This window comes from Paraburkholderia lacunae, from assembly GCF_003353175.1.
In the GTDB taxonomy this organism is placed as follows: domain Bacteria; phylum Pseudomonadota; class Gammaproteobacteria; order Burkholderiales; family Burkholderiaceae; genus Paraburkholderia; species Paraburkholderia lacunae.
In genome coordinates this window covers 1-20,910 of sequence record NZ_QHKS01000032.1, presented here as the reverse complement: position 1 = coordinate 20,910, position 20,910 = coordinate 1, and the positions used below count along the sequence as shown (strand labels likewise).

The 20,910-nt window shown below is 59.4% G+C and carries 16 protein-coding genes and 2 pseudogenes; 13 read left to right on the top strand and 5 right to left on the bottom strand.

Annotated features, from left to right (window positions below):
* Window positions 1-167: 167 nt before the first annotated feature.
* Window positions 168-2,102 (top strand): NHL repeat-containing protein, encoded by a 1,935-nt coding sequence (locus DLM46_RS32625; protein WP_115107832.1) that lies wholly within the window; start codon window positions 168-170, stop codon window positions 2,100-2,102.
* An 82-nt stretch (window positions 2,103-2,184) separates the two neighbouring features.
* Here the strand turns inward: DLM46_RS32625 and DLM46_RS32620 are convergent, their stop codons facing one another.
* The gene (locus DLM46_RS32620) at window positions 2,185-2,787 is read right to left on the bottom strand and encodes a hypothetical protein (RefSeq protein WP_115107830.1); all 603 of its coding nucleotides are present in this window, start codon (window positions 2,785-2,787) and stop codon (window positions 2,185-2,187) included.
* 1,343 nt (window positions 2,788-4,130) lie between these two features.
* Window positions 4,131-4,269, bottom strand: a pseudogene (locus DLM46_RS32615) (transposase domain-containing protein); the annotation flags it as partial.
* Window positions 4,270-4,392: 123 nt separating this feature from the next.
* Between DLM46_RS32615 and DLM46_RS32610 the strand changes: the two are divergent.
* The 3 genes from DLM46_RS32610 to DLM46_RS32600 are packed head-to-tail and all read left to right on the top strand — an operon-like array spanning window position 4,393 to window position 7,555.
* Window positions 4,393-5,634, top strand: a complete 1,242-nt coding sequence (locus DLM46_RS32610) for a site-specific integrase (RefSeq protein WP_115107827.1) — start codon at window positions 4,393-4,395, stop codon at window positions 5,632-5,634.
* Window positions 5,631-6,557, top strand: coding sequence for a tyrosine-type recombinase/integrase (locus tag DLM46_RS32605; protein WP_115107913.1), 927 nt, complete (start codon window positions 5,631-5,633; stop codon window positions 6,555-6,557). The genes DLM46_RS32610 and DLM46_RS32605 overlap by 4 nt, the downstream gene beginning before the upstream one ends.
* Window positions 6,554-7,555 carry a tyrosine-type recombinase/integrase gene (locus DLM46_RS32600; protein WP_115107825.1) on the top strand — a complete coding sequence of 334 codons (1,002 nt, stop codon included), beginning with the start codon at window positions 6,554-6,556 and terminating at the stop codon, window positions 7,553-7,555. Before DLM46_RS32605 ends, DLM46_RS32600 begins: the two co-directional genes overlap by 4 nt.
* 345 nt (window positions 7,556-7,900) lie before the next feature.
* On the opposite strand, the gene DLM46_RS32595 is transcribed toward DLM46_RS32600, so the two are convergent.
* Window positions 7,901-9,532 carry a hypothetical protein gene (locus DLM46_RS32595; protein ID WP_115107823.1) on the bottom strand — a complete coding sequence of 544 codons (1,632 nt, stop codon included), beginning with the start codon at window positions 9,530-9,532 and terminating at the stop codon, window positions 7,901-7,903.
* Between the two features lie 200 nt (window positions 9,533-9,732).
* Here DLM46_RS32595 and DLM46_RS32590 point away from each other — a divergent pair, with 200 nt between their 5' ends.
* The 5 genes and pseudogenes from DLM46_RS32590 (at window position 9,733) to DLM46_RS32570 (ending at window position 13,672) form a co-directional block, all read left to right on the top strand.
* On the top strand, window positions 9,733-10,785 hold the full coding sequence (locus tag DLM46_RS32590; RefSeq protein ID WP_115107821.1) for an AraC-like ligand-binding domain-containing protein: 1,053 nt from the start codon (window positions 9,733-9,735) through the stop codon (window positions 10,783-10,785).
* A gap of 98 nt (window positions 10,786-10,883) precedes the next feature.
* A complete protein-coding gene (locus DLM46_RS32585; protein ID WP_115107819.1) occupies window positions 10,884-11,789 on the top strand; it encodes a LysR family transcriptional regulator in 906 nt (301 codons plus the stop codon).
* A 125-nt stretch (window positions 11,790-11,914) separates the two neighbouring features.
* Window positions 11,915-12,046 (top strand): annotated as a pseudogene (locus DLM46_RS32580) (haloacid dehalogenase); the annotation flags it as partial.
* 95 nt (window positions 12,047-12,141) lie between these two features.
* Window positions 12,142-13,278: a DSD1 family PLP-dependent enzyme gene (locus tag DLM46_RS32575; RefSeq protein ID WP_115107816.1), complete on the top strand. Its 1,137-nt coding sequence runs from the start codon at window positions 12,142-12,144 to the stop codon at window positions 13,276-13,278.
* Window positions 13,268-13,672: a RidA family protein gene (locus DLM46_RS32570; protein WP_115107814.1), complete on the top strand. Its 405-nt coding sequence runs from the start codon at window positions 13,268-13,270 to the stop codon at window positions 13,670-13,672. Before DLM46_RS32575 ends, DLM46_RS32570 begins: the two co-directional genes overlap by 11 nt.
* Window positions 13,673-13,864: 192 nt before the next feature.
* Here the strand turns inward: DLM46_RS32570 and DLM46_RS32565 are convergent, their stop codons facing one another.
* The gene (locus tag DLM46_RS32565; protein WP_115107812.1) at window positions 13,865-14,236 is read right to left on the bottom strand and encodes an RcnB family protein; all 372 of its coding nucleotides are present in this window, start codon (window positions 14,234-14,236) and stop codon (window positions 13,865-13,867) included.
* 96 nt (window positions 14,237-14,332) lie between these two features.
* Window positions 14,333-14,581 carry a hypothetical protein gene (locus DLM46_RS32560; protein ID WP_115107810.1) on the bottom strand — a complete coding sequence of 83 codons (249 nt, stop codon included), beginning with the start codon at window positions 14,579-14,581 and terminating at the stop codon, window positions 14,333-14,335.
* 283 nt (window positions 14,582-14,864) lie between these two features.
* Between DLM46_RS32560 and DLM46_RS32555 the strand changes: the two genes are divergently transcribed.
* The 4 genes from DLM46_RS32555 (at window position 14,865) to DLM46_RS32540 (ending at window position 20,505) form a co-directional block, all read left to right on the top strand.
* Window positions 14,865-16,031, top strand: a complete 1,167-nt coding sequence (locus DLM46_RS32555; RefSeq protein ID WP_115107808.1) for a DUF4382 domain-containing protein — start codon at window positions 14,865-14,867, stop codon at window positions 16,029-16,031.
* A gap of 50 nt (window positions 16,032-16,081) precedes the next feature.
* Window positions 16,082-16,249 carry a hypothetical protein gene (locus DLM46_RS32550; protein WP_165848104.1) on the top strand — a complete coding sequence of 56 codons (168 nt, stop codon included), beginning with the start codon at window positions 16,082-16,084 and terminating at the stop codon, window positions 16,247-16,249.
* 314 nt (window positions 16,250-16,563) lie between these two features.
* Window positions 16,564-20,187 (top strand): AAA family ATPase, encoded by a 3,624-nt coding sequence (locus tag DLM46_RS32545; RefSeq protein WP_115107803.1) that lies wholly within the window; start codon window positions 16,564-16,566, stop codon window positions 20,185-20,187.
* Window positions 20,188-20,247: 60 nt separating this feature from the next.
* A complete protein-coding gene (locus tag DLM46_RS32540; protein ID WP_115107801.1) occupies window positions 20,248-20,505 on the top strand; it encodes a DUF4242 domain-containing protein in 258 nt (85 codons plus the stop codon).
* The last annotated feature ends 405 nt before the right edge of the window (window positions 20,506-20,910 follow it).

Below are 20,910 nucleotides of genomic sequence, written 5' to 3'. Positions count from 1 at the left end.
TATCGAGTCGAAGCAGTCATTCTCGTGCAACTTGTCGACGGTACGCTGGACGTAATAGAGGCTGCGCTAGATGGTCTAGAAGAAGATTTCACCGATCGGGGATTGCAGCAAATCTGGCTTGCCGACCATTCATGTGAATGGTCGCCACATTCAGGAGAGCATCGGTCATGGTGGAAAAAAAACGAATTCATGCTGCGCTCCTCGCCGCAGCGATCGCCACGATTGCGCCGGCCTGTCAGGCGCAAAACACTACCGACTGGCTGGCGAACACCTATGGCACCCTCGCCAACCACGTGGGTAACACCGCACGTGCCATGTGGGTCGCGCCCGAAGGCGTCATCTACACGGCCTCCATGTGGGACGAGTATGAGGGCGGCGTCGCTATCTACCAGAACGGCCGCAGCGCTGGCTCCATCGGCATTCACGGCGAGTTTCAGGGCAGCGCCATCACAGGGAATGCCACTTCGATTTTCGCGGCGCTGCAAGCCAGCAAGTCGTACGGAAGCGGCGCAGTGGGGCGATACAACCGCACCACCAGGACCCGCGATCTTTTGATTCAGGTCAGTGCGTTGACCAACCAGCCCCGGATCGACGTCGTCACCGGACTCGCCACGGCGGGCTCGCTCCTCTATGCGAGCGACTTCTATGGCAATCGCATCCGGATCTTCACCACCGACGGCGTCTGGAAGCGGGACATCAACGTCTCGGGCCCGGGCGCGCTCGCACTGGATGGCGCAGGCAACGTCTGGGTCGCACAGAGGAGCGAGGGCTCGATCGTCGGGTTCAGTGCAACCGGCGGCCTGCTGAACACCATCCGGATGCCCAGCGGGTCGCAGCCGTCGGCGCTCTATTTCGATGCGTCGTCGGGGCAGCTCGTGGTCGGAGACGAGGGCCCCGACATGAACATCAAGCGCTACAAGCTCTCGGCCACACCGACGCTGGCCGGTACATTCGGCGTTCAGGGCGGGTATCTCGACACCACGACGGGAATCAAAGGCCAGGTCGGCGCGAAGCGCTTCACCCGCGTCGCCGGCATCGGCAAGGACACCGCCGGCAACCTGTACGTGCTCAACAACCCGTGGGGCGGCAGCTGGGACCTCGGCCGCGACGGCGGCACCGACATTCATGCGTATAACAGTGCGGGCAACCTGCGGTGGACGCTTCAGTCCCTCAACTTCGAGGGTGTCGCCGCCCCGGACCCGGCCACGGATGGTGCCTTGTTCTATGGCGGCACCAACATCTACACCGGCAGCGCGGGAGGCACCTTTGTCGCGAACACCGTCGATCCGTTCGCCTACCCGTCGGACCCGCGCATCAACATCAACGATCGCGCACGGGATGAGCACTTCGGTCAACTTGCCACCGTCGGCGGCAACCGGATCCTCGTGGTGTCCAGCCAGGATCCCGATACGTTCTACTTCTTCCACTTCAATGCTGCGAATGGCTACATCGCGATACCGGACGCCACGCTTCCCGGTCCTGCGTTCAATGCGACCGCACCGGTCAGGAACGGATTCTGCATCGACAGCAAGGGGGGCGTGTGGGCCGGTCTGGCCAGGACCGGTTACATCTACCACTACCCGCTGACCGGCTTCGACGCCGGCGGCAAGCCAACATGGGGACCCGGTATCCCCATCCGCATTCCCGCGAGCATCCAGCCGCTCACGCGCATCGTCTACCTCGCGGACAGCGACACCATGATTCTCGGACGGGGCATCGTCGGGAGTACGGACTGGACGTCGATAGGCACGCGGATCGAGGTGTATCACGGCTGGAGCGCGGGCAACACCACCACACCCAATCCGGTGATCAACCTCACCAACGCCGGCGCCAAGTCGATTGCCGCGGCCGGCAGCTATCTCTTCGTCGGCTACTGGTTCAGCGGCAGCGGGACAGCCAGGCCGAACATCGACGCCTTCAACCTCGCCACAGGCAACCTCGACGCCACGCTGGTCAACACCAGCAACAGTACCGTGGACGCCAGCAGCGCCCTCGATTCGATGTACGGCATCAGGGCATACCTTCGATCGACGGGCGAGTACGTGGTCACAAAGAACAACGTCAAGGGCTCCAGCATCACCGTTTATCGTTGGACGCCCTGATCGTGCGTTTCGTCTTGCGCCCGGACCCGACTCAGGACCGCGAACGAGCGCCAAGCAGCGAGCATCCCCCCGGTGTCCGCGATCAATAGGCCGCCGCCTCGTCGGCATTCCGCCGTTCGCCGCGCTTCCTGGATTTCGCTAGTGCCGTTATAAGCAACATTGTGACGATTCCGCCCGCAATCAGCGCTGGGTAAGCTGCCAGGATCTCGAACAACGAATACTTCCAGCTCAATGGACGTCCAACGCCTAGTAGCGCTGCATAGAACCACGAGACTCCGGAAACTACTCCCGCAAAAATGGCAACCAAACGCCGTTCGAAGGACAGCTTCAGCAGGGATCCCGCTTTCTGCAATGCCGGGAGGACCGTGTAGTGCAAAGCGATGCCGTTGAAGGTCAACAAGGTGACGATGGCTACCTTGGCGTGCAGTTTGGGATTCTGGAGATACGCCAGACCCTGAGTCCGCACATCGAGCGAAACGATCACAATGCCGGTGACCCATAGCGCTGTCAGCGCCACCGTGACGGTGCGCTGCAGACCGGGCAGGTGGACCTGGTGAAGATCGGCGGGCGGGTCAGTATTCAAAAGCCGCCTGACCATGGCAATGTCACTGGTCAGCACGAGACCAATTGCGACACAGCAGGCTATGAGATGAATATAGACGATTCCCATTCTTACGAATTCCATTACCTTTCCTTGTTCGCGCGTCGCGCATAATTAGGTTGTGCCGTCGCAAATCAGGATGTGCTTCCGCAACAGCATGCCTGCAAAGGGGAATAAGCGGTCGTAACATCTGACCTCCGAAGAAGCGGGACAGCCGCGGCGGCGCCGCCGCGCGCGGACCGCTCGGATTGGATGTTTGCAGCATATTGACCATCACTTCCCAACTGCAATGCTTAAGGAGTACCACTCGAATGTCGGTATTCGACCATAGATGCCACTGTCAAGCTGGCTCCGGGCCGGCATGACACGAATAACTCGGCGAGCCCACTACGGCGCGTCGGGTCTCATCGGGCTGCTTATGGTCGAATTGATACCCATTGCGAGTTCGACCGCTTGGTCAAGTCCGCACGGCGTGCAGACTTGCAGTGTCGGATGGCTGACCATCCAGGTATCCGGCATGTCGTGATTTGCAGAATGAAACATCGCCCAGTTGCCGGATGTCGCTGGTCGACGCCCAAAATTTAGAGCATGTAGCCGCCACGATCAACGCCACTTGTTACGAAATGCAATGACCGCGGCGAGCGAGAAATCGGGTTTGGCAAAATTGTCAGACATGGGCGCGGTTCCGCAAATCCGGAGTGCGAAGCGATGTAGCGCCTTCGATTTCGTCGCCGCTCGACGAGTAACGTCTTCTTACATTTGGGCGAGGCACGCGCTTAAGGGGGCGCATTTGCAATTCACGTTGTGAAACTTTGATATGCAGAATAGAGAAATTTCGCCCGCTCAGAATAGCATCGAGGACCGATTTCGCGGACAGAATGACCGATGCGCGCACGCTTATTCAACTGCAGATTGCATCAGTCGGATGCGATTGAAAAGCCACCGCTGAAACTGTCGCCGAGAAAATCGATAATTGTCCTCAGCATAGCCAAACACCGGTAACCGTCCGCTACTGGCCGTCTTAACGAGCGTGTCACGCGTTACGTTGACGTGCAGGGGAAACATACCTCGAGGACTGGGATGGCCATACGCCATCGATAACGACGCAACCAAGCGATTTGTTTGCCCAATGAACAACCTCGTGAACGATCTGCAGTCGAGTTTCGACCGTAGCGACATGGAGTTTGAGATATCGCGAGGCGATATCGAATGTTGGAGCGAAGCTGCCGGCGTCTCCCTATGTGCGGGATTTGACGATATTGCGATGCAGCTCGCTGTGGGTTTTTACCGCAGCCACTTTACTTTTCGGTTTTGCGACGCCGTCGTGAACAAGATGGCCGGATTGCTTTACGCAGATTTTCTCGCCAAGGAAGACGGTAAATGGCCCGACTTATTTTGGGAGGTATATGAGGCCTTTGACGCAACCCTTATGAGTCAGGGATGCACAGTCGATCAGCAACAATCCATGGCAGCAGTTCGTCGACACGGATTGACGGGATAGTCGGCGATGCGAGCGATGACGTGGCGCAGGTAGGCCTCGGGATCAAGGCCATTCAGTTTGGCGGTTCATGCCGAATCCCGTGCTATGCCGAAGCGTTTCGTATCATTCACTCCTGGTCATGCGATGCGGTTTGCGCATTCGGCATAGTCTGAGGCTCTCTCCTGTCATTTTGGCGGGAAGGAGTAGACATGACCATCGAAGCGTATTACGACAGTCCCAAGATGCTGAAACGGCTTCACGAAGGGCCGTTGGGAGTTCATATCGATCTGTTCGCAGCGCGGCTGCTGCGAGAGGGACATTGTCGGCAAGGAGCATGGCGCAATCTTCGCGTGGCTTGCGACTTCAGTCATTGGCTCGCACGCAAACGGCTTGAGCTTAACGACATCAACGAGCAATCGATAGACGAGTATCAGGAGTTCCGTCGCCGATATCGATGTCCATTTCTCAGTGATCGTCCTGCATTGATCAGACTGCTCGGTCTGCTTCGAGAGATCGATGCAATTCCTGCCAAGCCACCTCTCGCACTGGACGAGCTCGAACAGATTGTGCGGGATTTTGACCGATATCTGATCCAGGAGCGCGGATTGGCGCACGTGTCTGCCGTTCGCCATGTCCCTTTCGCTCGGCAGTTTTTGCGGGAGCATTGCCTGTCTGGGTATCCGCAAGTCACCAGCCTGACTGGTTCGGACGTCATGACCTTCGTCGAACGTCATGCAAGAGACCATAGTCCGCAATCCGCGAAACATATGTGCTCGGCCATTCGCGCGTTCATGCGCTTTCTGCAATACCGAGGTTACATTGCCGCCGATCTTGCGAGCTGCGTACCAGGTGTGAGAGCGTGGCAGTTCACATCGCTTCCCACCTATCTGCTGCCCGACCAGGTTCAAACCGTGCTCAACGGCTGTGACCGGCATACTTCCGTCGGACGCAGAGACTACGCGATCTTGTTGCTGCTTGCTCGCCTTGGACTGCGAGCAAATGAGATTACGTTGCTGACGCTCGATGATATTGACTGGCGTATTGGCCAACTTGCCGTTCACGGCAAGGGAAGGCGACGCGCTGAGCTACCGTTGCCGGCGGAGGTTGGCGCCGCAATGGTGGACTACCTAAAGCACGGGCGGCCGCAATCCGGGAGTCGACGCGTGTTTCTCCGGCACCTGGCTCCGCACGTAGGGTTTGCATCGTCGGCGGCGGTTTCCATGATCGCCACGATGGCACTCACACGCGCGGGAATCGATAATGTTTCGCACAAGGGCGCACATCTCTTCCGGCATAGCCTCGCGACTCAGTTGCTCCGAGCCGGTGCGTCATTGACACAGATCGGTCAAGTTCTCCGTCATCAGGATCATGACACGACCCGAATCTATGCGAAGGTCGATATCGCCTCGCTGCGCACGCTTGGCCTGCCGTGGCCGGGAGGTGTGCAATGAACACTCTCTCGCAAGCGCTTCGGCAGTACGTGCTCATGCGTCGTGGTTTTGGGTTCAAGTTTGAGAACCAGGAGAGGCGGCTAACGAGCTTTGTCCGTTTTATGGATGGCCGCGCCGCTACCATTATCACGCACAAGCTCGCTCTTGAGTGGGCAATGCTGCCTATAGACGGGCGCGCGTCATGGGCGTTACGTTTAACAGATGTGCGCGGATTTGCACGCTATCGGCGCATTGCGGAAATCAGGACGGAAGTGCCACCGTTGGGCATTTTTGTTGGTCCATCACGCCCGAGGCCCTATCTCTACACCGACGTAGAGATACAGAAGTTGTTGACGGCTGCGTTAGAACTTCCTCCAGCAGATGGCTTGCGTCGGTGGACGTATCACTGTCTGTTCGGACTGCTGGCCGTGACTGGACTGAGGATCGGTGAAGTACTTAACCTGCGACGAGAAGACGTTGATCTGGAAGACGGCGTTATCACGATCCGCGACACCAAGTTCGGTAAGTCACGCCTTGTCCCGGTCCACCACACAACCAGAGCCGTATTGGCGCACTATGCGCAGCGACGAGACGCGCACATCTGGCCACCGCACAGTTCATACTTTTTCATCGCTGAGCAAGGTGGCAAACTGTTGCACCAATACGTTCATCCGGTATTTTTGAAGCTTTCACGGCGAACCGGGCTTCGAAGCCCCGATGCCCATTCCGGTCCTCGTCTGCATGACTTCCGGCATCGCTTCGCAGTTCAGACGCTGCTCGCCTGGTATCGATCGGGCCAAAGCGTCGAATCATGGTTACCCGTGCTGTCCACGTATCTGGGGCACACCTGTGTGCGCGACACGTACTGGTATCTGTCGGCGTGTCCTGAATTGATGGGGCTCGCCGCGCGAAGGCTCGACGTGCGCTGGGGAGCCCCATCATGAGACCAACCCACATCCTGCCTGCGTTGATCGAACGCTTCTTCACAGAGCGATTGATGCGGCAACGCCACGTCAGCCCACACACTATCGCATCGTATCGAGACACGTTTCGTCTGTTGTTCAAGTTCGCACAAGCCTGCCTGCGGAAGCCCCCATCCAGCCTCGACCTGTGCGATCTTGACGCGCCGCTGATTGCCGCGTTTCTCGAGGATCTGGAGACGCAGCGATCAGTCAGCGTACGGACACGCAACCTCCGTCTAACCGCGATCCGGTCCTTTTTCCGCTTCACCGCATTCGAGGAGCCTGCATACGCCGCGCACATCCAGCGTGTACTCGCGATACCGACCAAGCGATACGATAAGCGACTCGTTCAGTTTCTGACACGCACTGAGATCGAAGCGCTTCTTGCTACTCCTGATAGAACAACGTGGCTTGGACGTCGGGACTATGCTCTGCTATTGCTCGCGATTCAGACGGGGTTGAGACTCTCCGAATTGACAGGGCTCGATCGTGATTCGGTGCAAGTGGGTCGCGGCGCACACGTTCGCTGCCTCGGCAAGGGGCGCAAAGAACGATGCACGCCATTGACAACGCATACCATCGCCACGCTCAAAGCCTGGCTGCAAGAGCCCCCGCGCAACGGCGCGCACGCGTTGTTCCCTAATATAAGCGGCGGTCGGCTCAGCTCTGACTCTGTGCAACATCTTCTGGGCAAGTATGTATCCACCGCGAGTGCCTGCTGCTCGTCCTTGACACGTAAGCGAATCACGCCACACGTCCTCAGGCACAGCGCTGCAATGGAACTACTTCATGCCGGCGTCGACTGCTCCGTCATTGCGTTGTGGTTAGGACACGAATCGGTCGAAACCACTCAGGTCTATTTGCACGCTCATTTAGCCCTCAAGGAAGCCGCGCTGGCTAAAGTCAAGTCCTCGAACGGCAAACCATTGGGTCGATACCGTGCAGGCGATAAACTACTTGAGTTCCTAACCGCGTTGTGAAGAGTCCGACTATGCCGAACGCGCACGATGTATGATCGGCAGCGAGGTCGCTTTTGCGGTGCCCAAATCGCCATCAGCACCAGCCGTTCGGCATAGCACGGGATTCGGCATGATCTGCCCTATGCCGGATGCGGCATAGGGCGGTGCCGACCAGAGTGTAGATTGCAGCACCGCGTTCGCCACTGCTGTCGGAGCCGAAGTGCATAAGGGTCGACTTCTATGAGCAGTGAGTTGTCAAGCGCCGATCAGCTTGGTTGTCGCGATCATCTACATAGCATCGACATGAGTTTGCACTGGCCCATTACAGGCCAGTGCTAAACATCCCAGACATCGGGTACAGGGTGTCTAGTTGCTGCCCGACTTGTTCACCGAAATCGAAACGCCATACGTGCTTGCGGAACCAAACCACGCCAGCGTCATGCCGCCCAGTGGCAGTTGCAGCACTGACTTGCAGGTCGTTGCCGCACCGGCTGTAGTCGTGCAGGTATTCGCGGCGCGGTGACGCATCCCACCGAACGGATCGTTGTAGCTCACCACGTCCGTATGGCTATCAGCAAAGGTGCGCGTGACGGCCGTGCCACTCTGCGCGGTGATGGTATGGCTGTCTTCCGTGACCGCGCTCAGGCCGGTGCTGCTGACAGTGCTTTGCCAGAAGGCGCTTGTCGTGCCGACTGCAGGCAGGGACAACGTCGTTTGCGGAACGAAGACGCCTGCGCCGCCGCCTGAGGCCAGCACCGTCGCAAACCAGAGGATGTTGCCTTGCGCGTTTCTGAATCCCACCGCGTGAAACTGCGCGGTACCCGCCTGACTGCCGTCATCAATCCAATCCGCACCGCCGTCGGGCGTGGCGACCAGATGCCCATAGGGCGTAACGTTATCGACTGCGCAGCTGCCGTAGCCATTCGGGCAGTTGGTCGCCGCCGTGGTGACGCCCTTTAAATAGTTGTGGGTGCCAAACAGGTTTTGCTGTGAGCCACTGAAGAACGCAAAGTTGTAGCCCCCGTTGATGACGCTCGGGTCGATGGTCTGCGCCGGCATCGAGAGCGAGGAGGTTCCCGTCGCGCCGCTGCCGTTGGTCCAGGACGCAAGGCCGGATTTGGCCACCAGCACGCGCGTCGAGCCGGGGTCGTTTAACGAGAAATCGCAGGTCGCGTTCCTGGTGAGCTGATAGCTGCTGCCGTTCATGGCGACGGTCAGTTTCACCGAATCTACGGTCACCTGTTTCGTGGACCCGTCGGATAGCTTGATCAGGCGGTGATCGCCGCTCTTCAGCGCCGTGCAGTCGGGGTTGGCAGGCGCCAGAATGGTGCTGAGGGTCGAGGCAGCAGCGGTGGTGCTGCTGGTGCTGTTGGCAACCGCGGTGCTCAATTCGCTCAAGCTCGTGCCGGCGCTGGTGATCGTGGATTGCAGCGTGTCCAGAATGGCGTCATAGCCCTGATGGCTGCCGGCGCTGATCGTGCCGCCGATAAAGTCGCCGATGCTCGAAGGATCGACGCCCGCGCTCTTGAGCACAGAAATCAGGGCTGATTGAGCGCTGGTGAGCGCAGCAGCGCTCACTGCCGTGGTTGGACCGAAGGCCGACGCAAACTGGGCTGGATCCTGCCCGCTCAACTGGGCGACCAACAGTTCGGTGAGCGGCGTGATATGTGCAGTTGCTTTGCTGCTGCTCGACCCGGCGCCAGGAACCACTGAATGCAGGATGACCTTGCTGTCGCTGCTGGTGGCGGTCAACACGCAGGGCAGGCTTGCGCCCTTGATCGTGACCGAATAGCTGCCGTCCGCAGCCGTCGTTGCCGTTCCGGAACCGGATGCGCAAGTCGCATTGACCGTTGCGGCAGGCAACGGCAAACCGGTGGCGGCAACGCCACTGATGGTCTGCCCAGCCGCCCCCCCGGCTGTCGATGTGGAATTACCGCCCCCGCCACATGCCGACAAAGCAAGTACGCATGTGCTCAAAGCAATCGTTGTGAATTTCATTGTGGACTTCCCCCGAGTTATAGTTTGAAGCGGTCTAGATGCCTGGAAACGGTCAACCGCGTCGCGGGGCAGCTACGCCACGCAACCAATGACCGATTAATTACAAATTATTTCCGATGCTAGACTAGCGAAACATCGTCGAATAAGTTGTTCCCGGGCTCTCGGGACATTTTGCTGGTTGTCTCTTTGCGGAAAAGACTATGACGGCTGCTTTGCAAGCGAGCACGGCTTTGGTGCACGTGTCGACGGATGCCGTCCGCGCCCGCGATAAAGTAGCATTCTGGGCGGATCTGGTTTGCCAGCATTTGGTGCAGGTCGATTGCAATTCAGTTGCCGAGCCGGAACAGTTCCACGCGGCAATCAGCCTGCGCAAAATCGACAAGATTAATCTGTCCCGGATCGCCGCCGGGGGGCAACAAGTTGCGCGCACGCCGCAACTGATGGCGAAGGCGGATAGTGAATATTTTCTGGTGAATATTCAGCGCAACGGAAACAGTGGCCTCCAGCAAGACGGTCGTCTGGCTACGCTCAAACCGGGGGACATGGCCCTCTATACCAGCGCCAGGAGATACGATCTTTCATTCAAGGAAGACTTCTCACAGACTGTACTGATTTTCCCCGCCGATGCCTTGCGGCTGAAAATTCCGGGCATCGACGCGTTGACCGCAACCGTCCTCAACAGTCAGAATCCAGCGGTGCAATTGTTTGCACGAATGGCAGACAATTATTTTCAGACCGAATTCGACGCTCTCCCGCCATCGGCTGTTGCTTACGCAGGTGATGCGCTTACGCAATTGTTTGCGGCAACGGTGGCAGCATTTTCGCCTACCGCCGAAACGCAGATATCAAATCTTGCCTTATTCCACCTGACCAGAATCAGGCAATATGTCACCGATCATTTTCGCGATCCTGCACTGTCGATGAGTACGGTGTCGCAGGCATTGGGTATTTCGCCTGCGCATATTCACCGTCTATTCGAAGGAGAGTCGCAAACATTCAGCGCGTGGCTGTGGTCGTGCCGTTTGTTGGCATGTAAGGCAGAACTGGAAAATTACGCGAAGGTGCACCTTACAATCGGCGAAATTGCTTTTAGTAACGGATTCAACAATTCCTCTCATTTCTCGCGTGCCTTTCGTGTGAAATTCGGTATCACACCACGTGAATTTCGTGAAAGATTCATGGCCGCGACGAACGAAAGGTCGTGGCAGAAAACAGGAGAATCGACCAAAAGGTTGGCGAGGCGCGCGCGGTGAAGATCGGCAACCCGCCATTCGGGGCATTACGCAGTTAGATCGCGGCTCGTTATGTGGCGATAATAGAGTGCTTCGCTTCAGCCACCGACGATACCGACATGAACGATTCAAGCGACATTCGTTTCCTGCTGACGATACGAGACGCGGGCAGCCTCGTTGCGACAGCGAGAAAGCTTGGGATTTCGCCGTCTACGGTCACGCAGCGACTGCAACAGATCGAAAGGAAACTCGATACGCGCCTCGTCGACCGCACCGCTCGCCGGTTGCGATTCACGGAGGAAGGGACGCAGCTATGCCAACGCGGCGCAGAGCTCGTGCAAGAGTTGGACACGCTGTTCGAGGATTTGCGTGCGCGCCGAGCAGGGCTCGTCGGCACCGTGAGGATCCGCGCGCCACTAGGGTTCGGGCGGCGCTACCTGGCTTCCGTCGTTTCCGGCTTCCAGCAAGACAATCCCAACGTCGACATCGAGCTGACGCTCACCGATCAACCCTTGACCGAAACGGCCGAGCGCTACGACATCGTGGTTCATATCGGCGAGCTGCCTGCGTCGAATTTGATCGGCTATGCGATCGCACCGAATGCACGCCTCGTCTGTGCGTCCCCGGCGTTTCTGAAGCGCTTTCCGAACCCGGAAACACCCGACGATCTGGCACATCTGCCGTGTATCGTGCTGCGCGAGAACAACGAAGATGTATCGCTTTGGCAGTTCCACAAGGGCCGTACGGCGCGCAGCGTCAGGGTGTCGTCGAAGTTGAGTTGCAACGATGGCGAAGTGATTCGCCGATGGGCGTGCGAGGGCCGGGGCGTCATTCTCCGCTCGGAATGGGACGTCGCGGACGATGTCGCGAAGGGCAATCTCGTGCGGCTGCTCCCCGCATGGAAGGCGCCCGACGCCGATGTCATCGCTCTTACCAGCAATCGCGCCGGATTGCCCGCCCGCACGCGCCAATTCATGCGATATCTACAGGCGCGGTTCAGGCCGCAGCCGCCGTGGCGAAGCTAAGCCGTGCCTCGACAGATATTCAGTTTTTTTGAATGATTGATTTTGCTTGACCGAATCGACAGCGCGCGATCGAACTCTATACTTGGTGCCATGAACGAACGGCAATCACGGGAGTTGCCTCGCTCATGAGCAATTCATTCGCACCGGCCGCCTACCCGAAGGCGGTCCTCTTCGATCTCTTGACCGCGCTTCTCGATTCATGGACGCTCTGGAATCGTGCCGCCGGCTCGGAGCAGGCGGGCAGGGCGTGGCGCGCCGCCTCCTGAAATCGAAGTGCCCACACTCGACGCTCTTGTCCCTTGGTGCAGCCGTTTTAGCGCATCGGCGCACAACAACCTGTCGGCCTGAAATCATGAAACTCGACGAACTCGATACCCCTGCAGCCTTGGTCGATGTCCCACGGATGAACAGGAATGTTGCGCGCATGCAGTCACGCATGAACGCACTCGGCGTGAGGTTCCGCCCGCACGTGAAAACGACCAAATGCCTGGAGGTGGTGCGCGCGCAATTGGCGGCGGGCGCGAACGGCATCACGGTATCGACGCTGAAAGAAGCGGAAGCGTTCTTTGCGGCTGGCGTGACCGATATTCTTTATGCGGTCAGTGTCGCGCCGTCGAAGCTGCCAAGAGCGATGGCGTTGAGACAACAGGGCTGCGACCTGAAGCTGGTGGTCGATAACGCATCCGCAGCAGCAGAAGTCGCGAAATTTTGCGCCGCGCAGAGGGAAACGCTCGAAGTCTGGATCGAGGTCGACACGGACGGGCATCGTTCAGGGATCGCACCGGAGCAGGATGCGTTGCTGGAAGTCGGGCGCATTCTGCACGACGGTGGCGTCAAGCTCGGCGGCGTGATGACGCATGCGGGGTCCAGCTACGACCTTCATACGCCTGACGCGCTATCCGCGCTCGCCGAGCAAGAGCGCTCGGGTTGCGTTCGCGCCGCACAACGCCTGCGTGAAGCGGGTTTTCCTTGTGACGCCGTGAGCGTCGGTTCGACGCCCACGGCGTTGTCCGCCGAGAAACTCGATGGCGTGTCCGAGGTGCGCGCAGGCGTCTATGTCTTTTTCGATCTCGTGATGCATAACATCGGCATATGCTCGACCGATGACATCGCTTTGAGCGTGCTCACGACAGTCATCGGTCATCAGCCGGAGAAAGACTGGTTGATTCTGGATGCGGGCTGGATGGCGATGAGCCGCGATCGCGGAACGTCGAAACAGACGCGAGATTTCGGATATGGCCTGCCATGTACGCTCGATGGCACGCCTTTGACCGACTGGGTATTGAGCAGCGCGAACCAGGAGCACGGCATCCTGTCGCCGGCGCATGGGACGCAGCAGGGAAAGAGCTTGGCGGCGCGCTTTCCGATCGGAACGAAGCTGCGCATCCTGCCCAATCATGCCTGTGCGACGGGTGCGCAGTTCCCGGAGTATCACGCGCTATCCGCAGATGGCGAAACTACCGTATGGAGCCGCTTTCATGGCTGGTGACGAATCGAGCGCGCGGTTGCCGCGCATGGACAACCCGGCGAGCCTCGCGACGCCGGGAGGCCACTATAGTCACGTGGCGATCGCAAACGGGCTGGTGTTCGTGTCAGGCCAGTTGCCGATCGACGCGCAGGGCCGAAAGCTGACGGACGCGTCGTTCGAGGTGCAAGCCGGGCAGGTGCTGGCGAATCTCGAGGTGGCGCTGGAAGGTGCGGGCAGCAGCATCGCGCAACTAGTGCAGGTTCGCGTCTATCTCGCCGATATCGAGCATTGGCGAAGTTTCAACGAGATCTACGCGGGCTGGGCAGGCGATGCGCGGCCGGCACGCGCGATCGTGCCGACCGGTCCGCTCCACTTCGGCTTCAAGATTGAGATCGAAGCGACGGCAATGCTATGAGGTAGCTTGAGCGCTTACGCATGAATGACGGGAGCCGGCTGAGAAGCTGACCTTCGACGCACGGGTGTGAGTGACTGAGTTGGTCGAGTAGCGACATCTCCGTTCGGCAGAGCGCGGGCCACCTTCTGACGTTCATCGCCGTGCTCGCAGTGCGCCATGACCGGCACAGATGCAACTGTCAAATATTCTGGATTACGGCCCAACTCGCAGGATCAGCCCAGAAGAGATCTGCACCATCAAATAGTCGCCGCCGACGCCGACCCAGGAATAGCCGCGCGGAGGCGGAGCAAGCCGGTAGGCGCGCCAGTCATCGATCACATACTGTCGATCGCGGTATTCGGGAGGCAGGCGATCACCTTTGCGCCAGTGGCCGGGCGCGTTCGCCGAGTTGCCTGGTCCCTCGGGGTCGTGTCCCGGCGGAACCTGTTTCGGACCGTGCTCCTTTGATCCTTGACCGTGATTGCCTTTACCCGGGTTGTCGTGCGGCGGTTGCGCGATAGCGAGTGACGATGCCAGCATACCCGTGACCGTCAGCGACGCGAGAAGTACGCCGGATTTCTTCATGACTTATCTCCTGTCAGATTCGCAGCATACGGGTTTAGGGAAGCACTGAAACGAACAACCGGGAATCGCTGCACCTCTCCATTCGGATCAGAGCCGTTAGCCCGTGCTGACTGCCGCCCGAGGGGCAAAATTATTCGAGACCTGGGCTTCGAGTTCATCCAGTTGCAGCAGCAGGCTGTCCAGCGAGCGCAATTGCGCATTGGTCAGGTGCTGCGAATCGAGCAACTGATAAATCCGCTCGCGCCAATAGGCGCCCGGCAGAATCGGTCCCGCGAGGTCCCCGATCATTGATGCGCCCATCACCCGTACAAGATGAGCGATTTCGAGGTCGAATAACGTGACCATGCTTTCCCCCAATGTTCGTTCTTGTTATGTAACGAAGAGCAACTACCACCATAGTGCAAATGCCGCAGATTAACAATTAGGCCGGTTATCAGTCGCCTCGCTAAAGCCGTGCGCCCTTTGTCCCAGAAATGCACACTGCATCACATGCAAACTGGCGACCAAAGTTTCTCCCAGCATGCGAGAAAATGTTAAATATTTTGGTTACTGATCGTTGCAATTTGCTCGATCTACTTACAGGGCATTTCCGTATCCTTCAGCGCACAACAATGGAGGAGGATTCCCGATGAAGGCGACACTCAAAACACTGACGTGCGTGCTGGCGTTCCCATTCGCGTTTGCCGGATGTGGAGGCGGAGGTGGCGATGGCGGCAGCACCGCCACGGGCACGCTTCATGTCCAGATGACAGACTCCCCGTCATGCGGTTTCGATCATGTATATGTGACGGTCAGCAAGGTTCGCGTCAACGCGAATGCGCAGGCCGGTGACACTGACGGCGGTTGGACTGACGTGGCATTGGCGAGCCCGCAGAAAATCGACCTGCTGTCGCTGACCAACGGCGTGCTGGCCGACCTTGGACAAACCGCATTGCCCGCCGGCCAGTATCAGCAGGTTCGACTGGTGCTCGCGCAGAATCAAGGCAACACGCTGGCAAATTCGATTGTTCCGACCGGCGGCAGCGAGCAGTCGCTCGACGCGCCAAGCGCCACGCAAAGCGGTTACAAGATCATCCGGCCGTTCACGGTTCAACCCAACACGCTGGTCGATCTCGTACTCGACTTCAATGCGTGCAAATCGATCGTCCAGAAAGGTAACGGCTCGTACAGTCTGAAGCCGGTTGTGACCGCGACACCGACGGTCGTGAGCGGCACGATCTCCGGCTACGTTGCCCCGGCCGAAGCGGGGGCCGCTGTCTATGCTGAGCAGAACGGCCACATTATCAAGGGCACCGTCGCCGACAGCAACGGACAGTTCGTGCTAACGCCGCTCGAGCAGAGTTCAACCAATGGCAACTATGATGTCGTCATCGTGCAGAATAACGTTGCAACGGGTGTCGTGCGCTCCGTGCCGGTCGTTGTGAATACATCGACGGTCGTGGCCACGTCGTCGGCACCGATCGTGCTGCCGGCATCCGTCATGCACGTCGCAAGCGGGACAGTTCTGCCGGTCAGCGCGCAGGCCATCGTCCGGGCGCTACAATCGATTAGCGGCCTTAACTATGAAATCACCAGCGCGAACGCCAATCTGGATACCGGCAACTACGCGCTGAACCTGCCTGCGGCTGCGCCACTGACCGGCACCTACACGGGAAGCCTGCCGGTCGCGCTGGCCCCGGCCGCAAGTGCCGCCGGACAGTACACCGCAGAGGCCGATAGCGTGAGCGGGGCGACCCAGTCGTCCGCAGTCAACGTGTCGGCAAGCGATCAGGCCAACGTCAACTTCAGTTTCTAACGATCATCACGCGATGAAGGAAGGGCGCAAGCCCTTCCTCGGAGAACCCCGTGAAAAAAATTTTCTGTCTTCTGATGAAAGGTGCCGCCCTGTTGAGTGGCTGTGCGCTGTATGTGCCTGATTCGCCGGGCGTGGTTGTCGTGCCGCAAGGCGGGCCACAAGGTGGTCCGGGCAACGGCTTCTGTCCGCCGGGACAGGCGAAAAAGGGGAATTGCTGACGAGAAGGAAGATGGACCAACGAGGGCGCCCGCGGGCGCCCTCTGTGTTTCATCAAGTCGAATGCCTGATGGCAATGTGCTGGCTGTGGTGAGGCTTCGCGCTCACCAGCGCATGCGAGTGTGAATGCGCGTGATTTGTGTGAGACGCGCACCACACAGTGCAATGTTCGGTGCTCTTACTTAAGCGATACCGACGCACGCGCCTGCCATGTACGGCGCTTTATCAAGCAATCGTTGGAACGCGTGCGAAGGCGCATGGACAAGTTGGGTTCCCGCGCCGATCATAGGCTAAATGGCATGCCAGAGATCCAGCGATGACCGACGATCTGACGACATGGCTGGTGCAGATCGGCCTCGGTGAGCACGCTGCGAAGTTCGCCGCGGAAGGGATCGACTGGGATGTCCTCGGCGATCTTTCCGATCATGAGCTGAAGGAGCTCGGCCTGACGCTCGGTGACCGCAAGCGGCTCGCGAAAGGACTTGCGGCACTGGCCGAAGCTCACGCGCGATCGCTCGAACGCGCGGGGGAACGAAGAGAACGACCCTCGTCATCTGCGTCCGTAGCCGTCGAGGCCGAGAGGCGGCAGCTCACTGTGATGTTTGTCGACCTTGTTGATTCGACGGGGCTCGCGGAACGATTCGATCCCGAGGACATGCGACGCCTGCTGGGGCTCTACCATCAAGTCTGCGCAAGGGCGATCGAAGCTCATGAAGGTCACATCGCGCTTTACCTCGGTGACGGACTGCTCGTTTATTTCGGCTACCCGAATGCACACGAAGACGATGCCGTGCGCGCGGTACTTTCCGCGCTCGCCGTCGTTTCGGCGCTTCGCGAGGCCAACAATCGCATCGAGGTTGAGCACGGCGTACGACTACAGGTACGTATCGGGATCGAGACGGGACTGGTCGTCGCCGGCGCGATTGGCGCTGGATCTTCACTGGATCGCCAGGCGATTGTCGGAGAGGCGCCAATCATCGCGGCAAGGCTGCAGGCACTCGCACCGCCCGACGCGGTAGTCGTGGGCCCGGCCACGCAACGCCTGATCGAAGGATCGTTCCTGCTCGAAAACCTCGGTAGGCAAGAACTGAAAGGGGTTTCCGGTCCGGTTCAGGTCCAGCGCGTGCTCGCGCAACTGGATGCGATCGACCGCTTCGAAGTCACGGCGGGCCACGGCATGACGCCGCTCATCGGACGGGCCGCGGAACTCGACATGATCCGGCAGCGCTGGAAGCAGAGCGTCGATGGCGAGATGCGCTGCGTGATGCTGATCGGCGAGCCGGGAATCGGAAAATCCCGCTTGCTGCGAGCATTCGGCGACAGCATCAGTGGAGACACCCATGCGGTCATTTCGCTCCACGGTTCCCCGTACTATCGCAACAGCCCTTTTTGGCCGGTGTTGCGCTGGCTACGGCGCGTCTTTGAGCTCGGACTCGACCTGCCCCGCGCTTCGGATCTTGAACTGCTGGAGGCTGGAATCGCAAGACTAGGCGTCGATGTCGACGAAACGGTTCTCGTACTCACAACCTTGCTGGGAATTCCGGCGGCCGCGCGCCATCAGGCGACCGACGTCTCATCTCCTTCCTTCAAACGACGGACGCTGGACGTGCTCGTCGCTATCGTCGAAAAGTCGACCCGAGTCCAACCGGTGCTCGTCGTTGTCGAGGACGCGCACTGGATCGATCCGTCTTCACAGGAGCTCGTCCGGCTAGTGCTCGAGCGCCTGGTGGCCGCCCCGCTGCTTGTACTGCTCACGGCGCGGCCCGAGTTCGAACCAGGATGGGCTTACCCTCATCTCGTACAAATCAATCTCGATCGGCTCTCGCGCCGCGATTGCATCGCGATGATCGAACGGCTGACGGATGGAAAGCGGCTTCCGGGTCCCGTACTCGATCAGATCGTCTCAAAAACGGACGGCGTGCCGCTTTTCGTCGAGGAGCTGACGAAGACCGTCCTGCAGGGCGACTGGTTGCAGGATGCTGGCATCAGCTATGAGTTGAAAAGAACGCCGCAGACCATTGCGATTCCGGACACGCTGCAGGGCTCCCTGCTATCGCGGCTCGACCGGCTGGAGCCGACCGTCAAGGAAACCGCCCAGATGGCGGCCACAGTGGGGCGGGAGTTCGGCAGGAAGCTGCTTGGCCTGATTGCATCGAAGCCAGAGAATGAACTGCGGGACACGCTTGACTGCCTTGTCGCGGCGGAAATCATCGTGCCCGCTTCCGGTACGCCAGCGGAGGGAGACACGTATCTGTTTCGGCACGCGTTGGTCCAGGAGATCGCGTACCAATCCCTGTTGCTTGCGCGCCGTCGCCAATACCATGCGCTGATCGCGGTTGCGCTGGAGGACCATTATCCGGAAATAGCCGAGCGGCAACCTGAACTGATCGCTCAGAACTTCACTGCGGCAGACCTGCCGGTTCGCGCAGTCAGCTACTGGCAGCGTGCCGGAGAACGGGCACTTTCGGGCGCGGCCTACGAGGAGGCTATCCAACATGCACAGCGCGGGCTTGAATTGCTCGATCGATGCTCCTACGGTGATCAGGATAGGGCCGCGCACCTGCTGCCTTTGCTGCTGACAAGAGGCGGAGCGGAGCTCCGATTGGGCCGTCTCGAAGCGAAAGCGACCTTCCACCAGGCGGCGCAGATTGCCCGCGAACAGAAGCTTCCGTCGTTTCTTGTGCAGGCGGCCTTGGGATTCGACACCGCGGAAACGTTCCTCGAAGGCTCCGGCAAAGCATCGCTTTCCTTGCTCAAAGAGGCGCTCGCCTTGATCGGAACCGAGGAGTCGATCGAGCGTTGTCGCCTGTTGAGTCGACTGGTCCGCACCGTTCACATGACCGGTGCGCGTGAGCAAACTGGCGAATTGGCATTGGAGGCTGTCACCCTCGCCAGACGCCTGAACGACCTGCCGAGCTTATTCGACGCATTGGTGTGCGAGATGATGCATGTCGGGGCCCGTCCTTTGCCTGCGGACAAGTTTGCGGAGCGCCAATGCGTGTTGCAGGAGCTGCGCCAGATCGCGGAAGATCTCGGTGATGCGGACACCATAGGTCACGCATGCGCTCGATGTCTTGCCGGCTACCTGGAGATCGGCGACGTAGAACGCTTCGAGAGTGCCCTGGAAAGGTATCGGGAAATTGCCACCAGTGGACAGCACTTCGTCGACAAGTGGTGCGTCAAGGGTGCGCAGGCGATGCGCGCCGTACTCGTCGGGGACTTCGCCGTGGCGGAAAACAAGGCGCGAGAGTCGTTCCAGATGGCGCAGACCGTCGGCGCGACACTCGCAACGGGCGTGTACGGCATGCAGATGTTCACGATACGCCGCGAACAAGGACGGCTCGCCGAGGTAGCGCCGCTCTTCGAGCGGTTCGTCGACGAGCATTCCGAAAACGCAGCGTGGCGGCCCGGGCTCATGTTGATCTGCAGCGATCTCGGCCTGGAAGCGCAGGCCCGCGACAATCTCGACCGGCTCACAGAATCGGATTCCAGCATCCCTCTCGACAGCAAGCGGCTCGTGACCTTGACGTATCTGGCGGAAGTTGCTGCGCGGCTCCGAGAGGTCGAGCGCGCCGAACAGGTTTATACCTTTCTCCTGCCGTTCCGGGATCAGGTCGTCACCGTTCCTGTCTTTACGCTGTGCTGCGGATCCGCGGCACGGTATCTCGGCATGCTCGCCCATGCACTGGGCGATTGGTCTGCCGCCGAAGAGCATTTCGAATACGGGCTACGCATGGACGAGCGCTTGCGAGCGTGGCCCTGGCTCGCGCATGGCCGGTACGAATTCGCGCGAATGCTGGCAGCGCGCAATGGTGTAGGAGATAGGGCACAGGCAAAGGCCTTGCTCGCCGATGCGGCCGCCGCTGCGAAGGAACTGAAGATGTTTGCTCTCGTCGAGCGCATCGCTGGCGTGTGTGCGAACACAGCGCTCGGAAACTAGTGCACGCCTATCGCACAGTTCGAACTGCGGCGATGCGGCCATCACTCTCAGGAGAATCTCATGCCACGTTTTATGATTGAACGAAGCTTTGCAGAACAGCTAGAGGTCACCAGAGAAAGTGCGGACGCTGTGAAGCGGATCAACGACGAGGAGGGCGTCGAATGGCTCTTTTCATTTCTCAGCGCGGATAAGAAGAAGACTTACTGCCTGTACGAGGCGCCCAATGCTGAAGCCATCCGCACTGCCGCACGCCGGGCGAAACTGCCGGCTGATGTGATCATCGAGGTGAGTGACTTGCGGCCGGAAATGTTCAACTAGAAGACTGAGTGCAAGAGGCAGCGTTGTCTCGCAGGGGAGGAGGCAACGACAGGCGGAACCCTGCTCGCGCCATGGGAGCGGCGACAACGCTGGAGTGAATGGCTCGAGCCATAACAGGCAGCCGTGACAATTTACCCCGGGGGCCGGAGACCGGGTTGGGCCGTGGAGGTCGATGCACCGAAAGGCGGATAAGGCCTCGGACATGCCGGCCGTTGGGAACGTGCAGATCACCGTTGTATATTGGAAGCCGCCATTGATGTGACGCCTCGTCCAGTGGCTGAGTTGGGTGTGCGCCGTGAAAAGGTGGCGCTTTCCAGCGGGTGTAAGTCCCGCCCGGCAACCGCTCCAGCCGGAAGCAACCGGAGCAGCTATGGAGGCAACGAAATGGCTGAAGCCTTCGGTGAT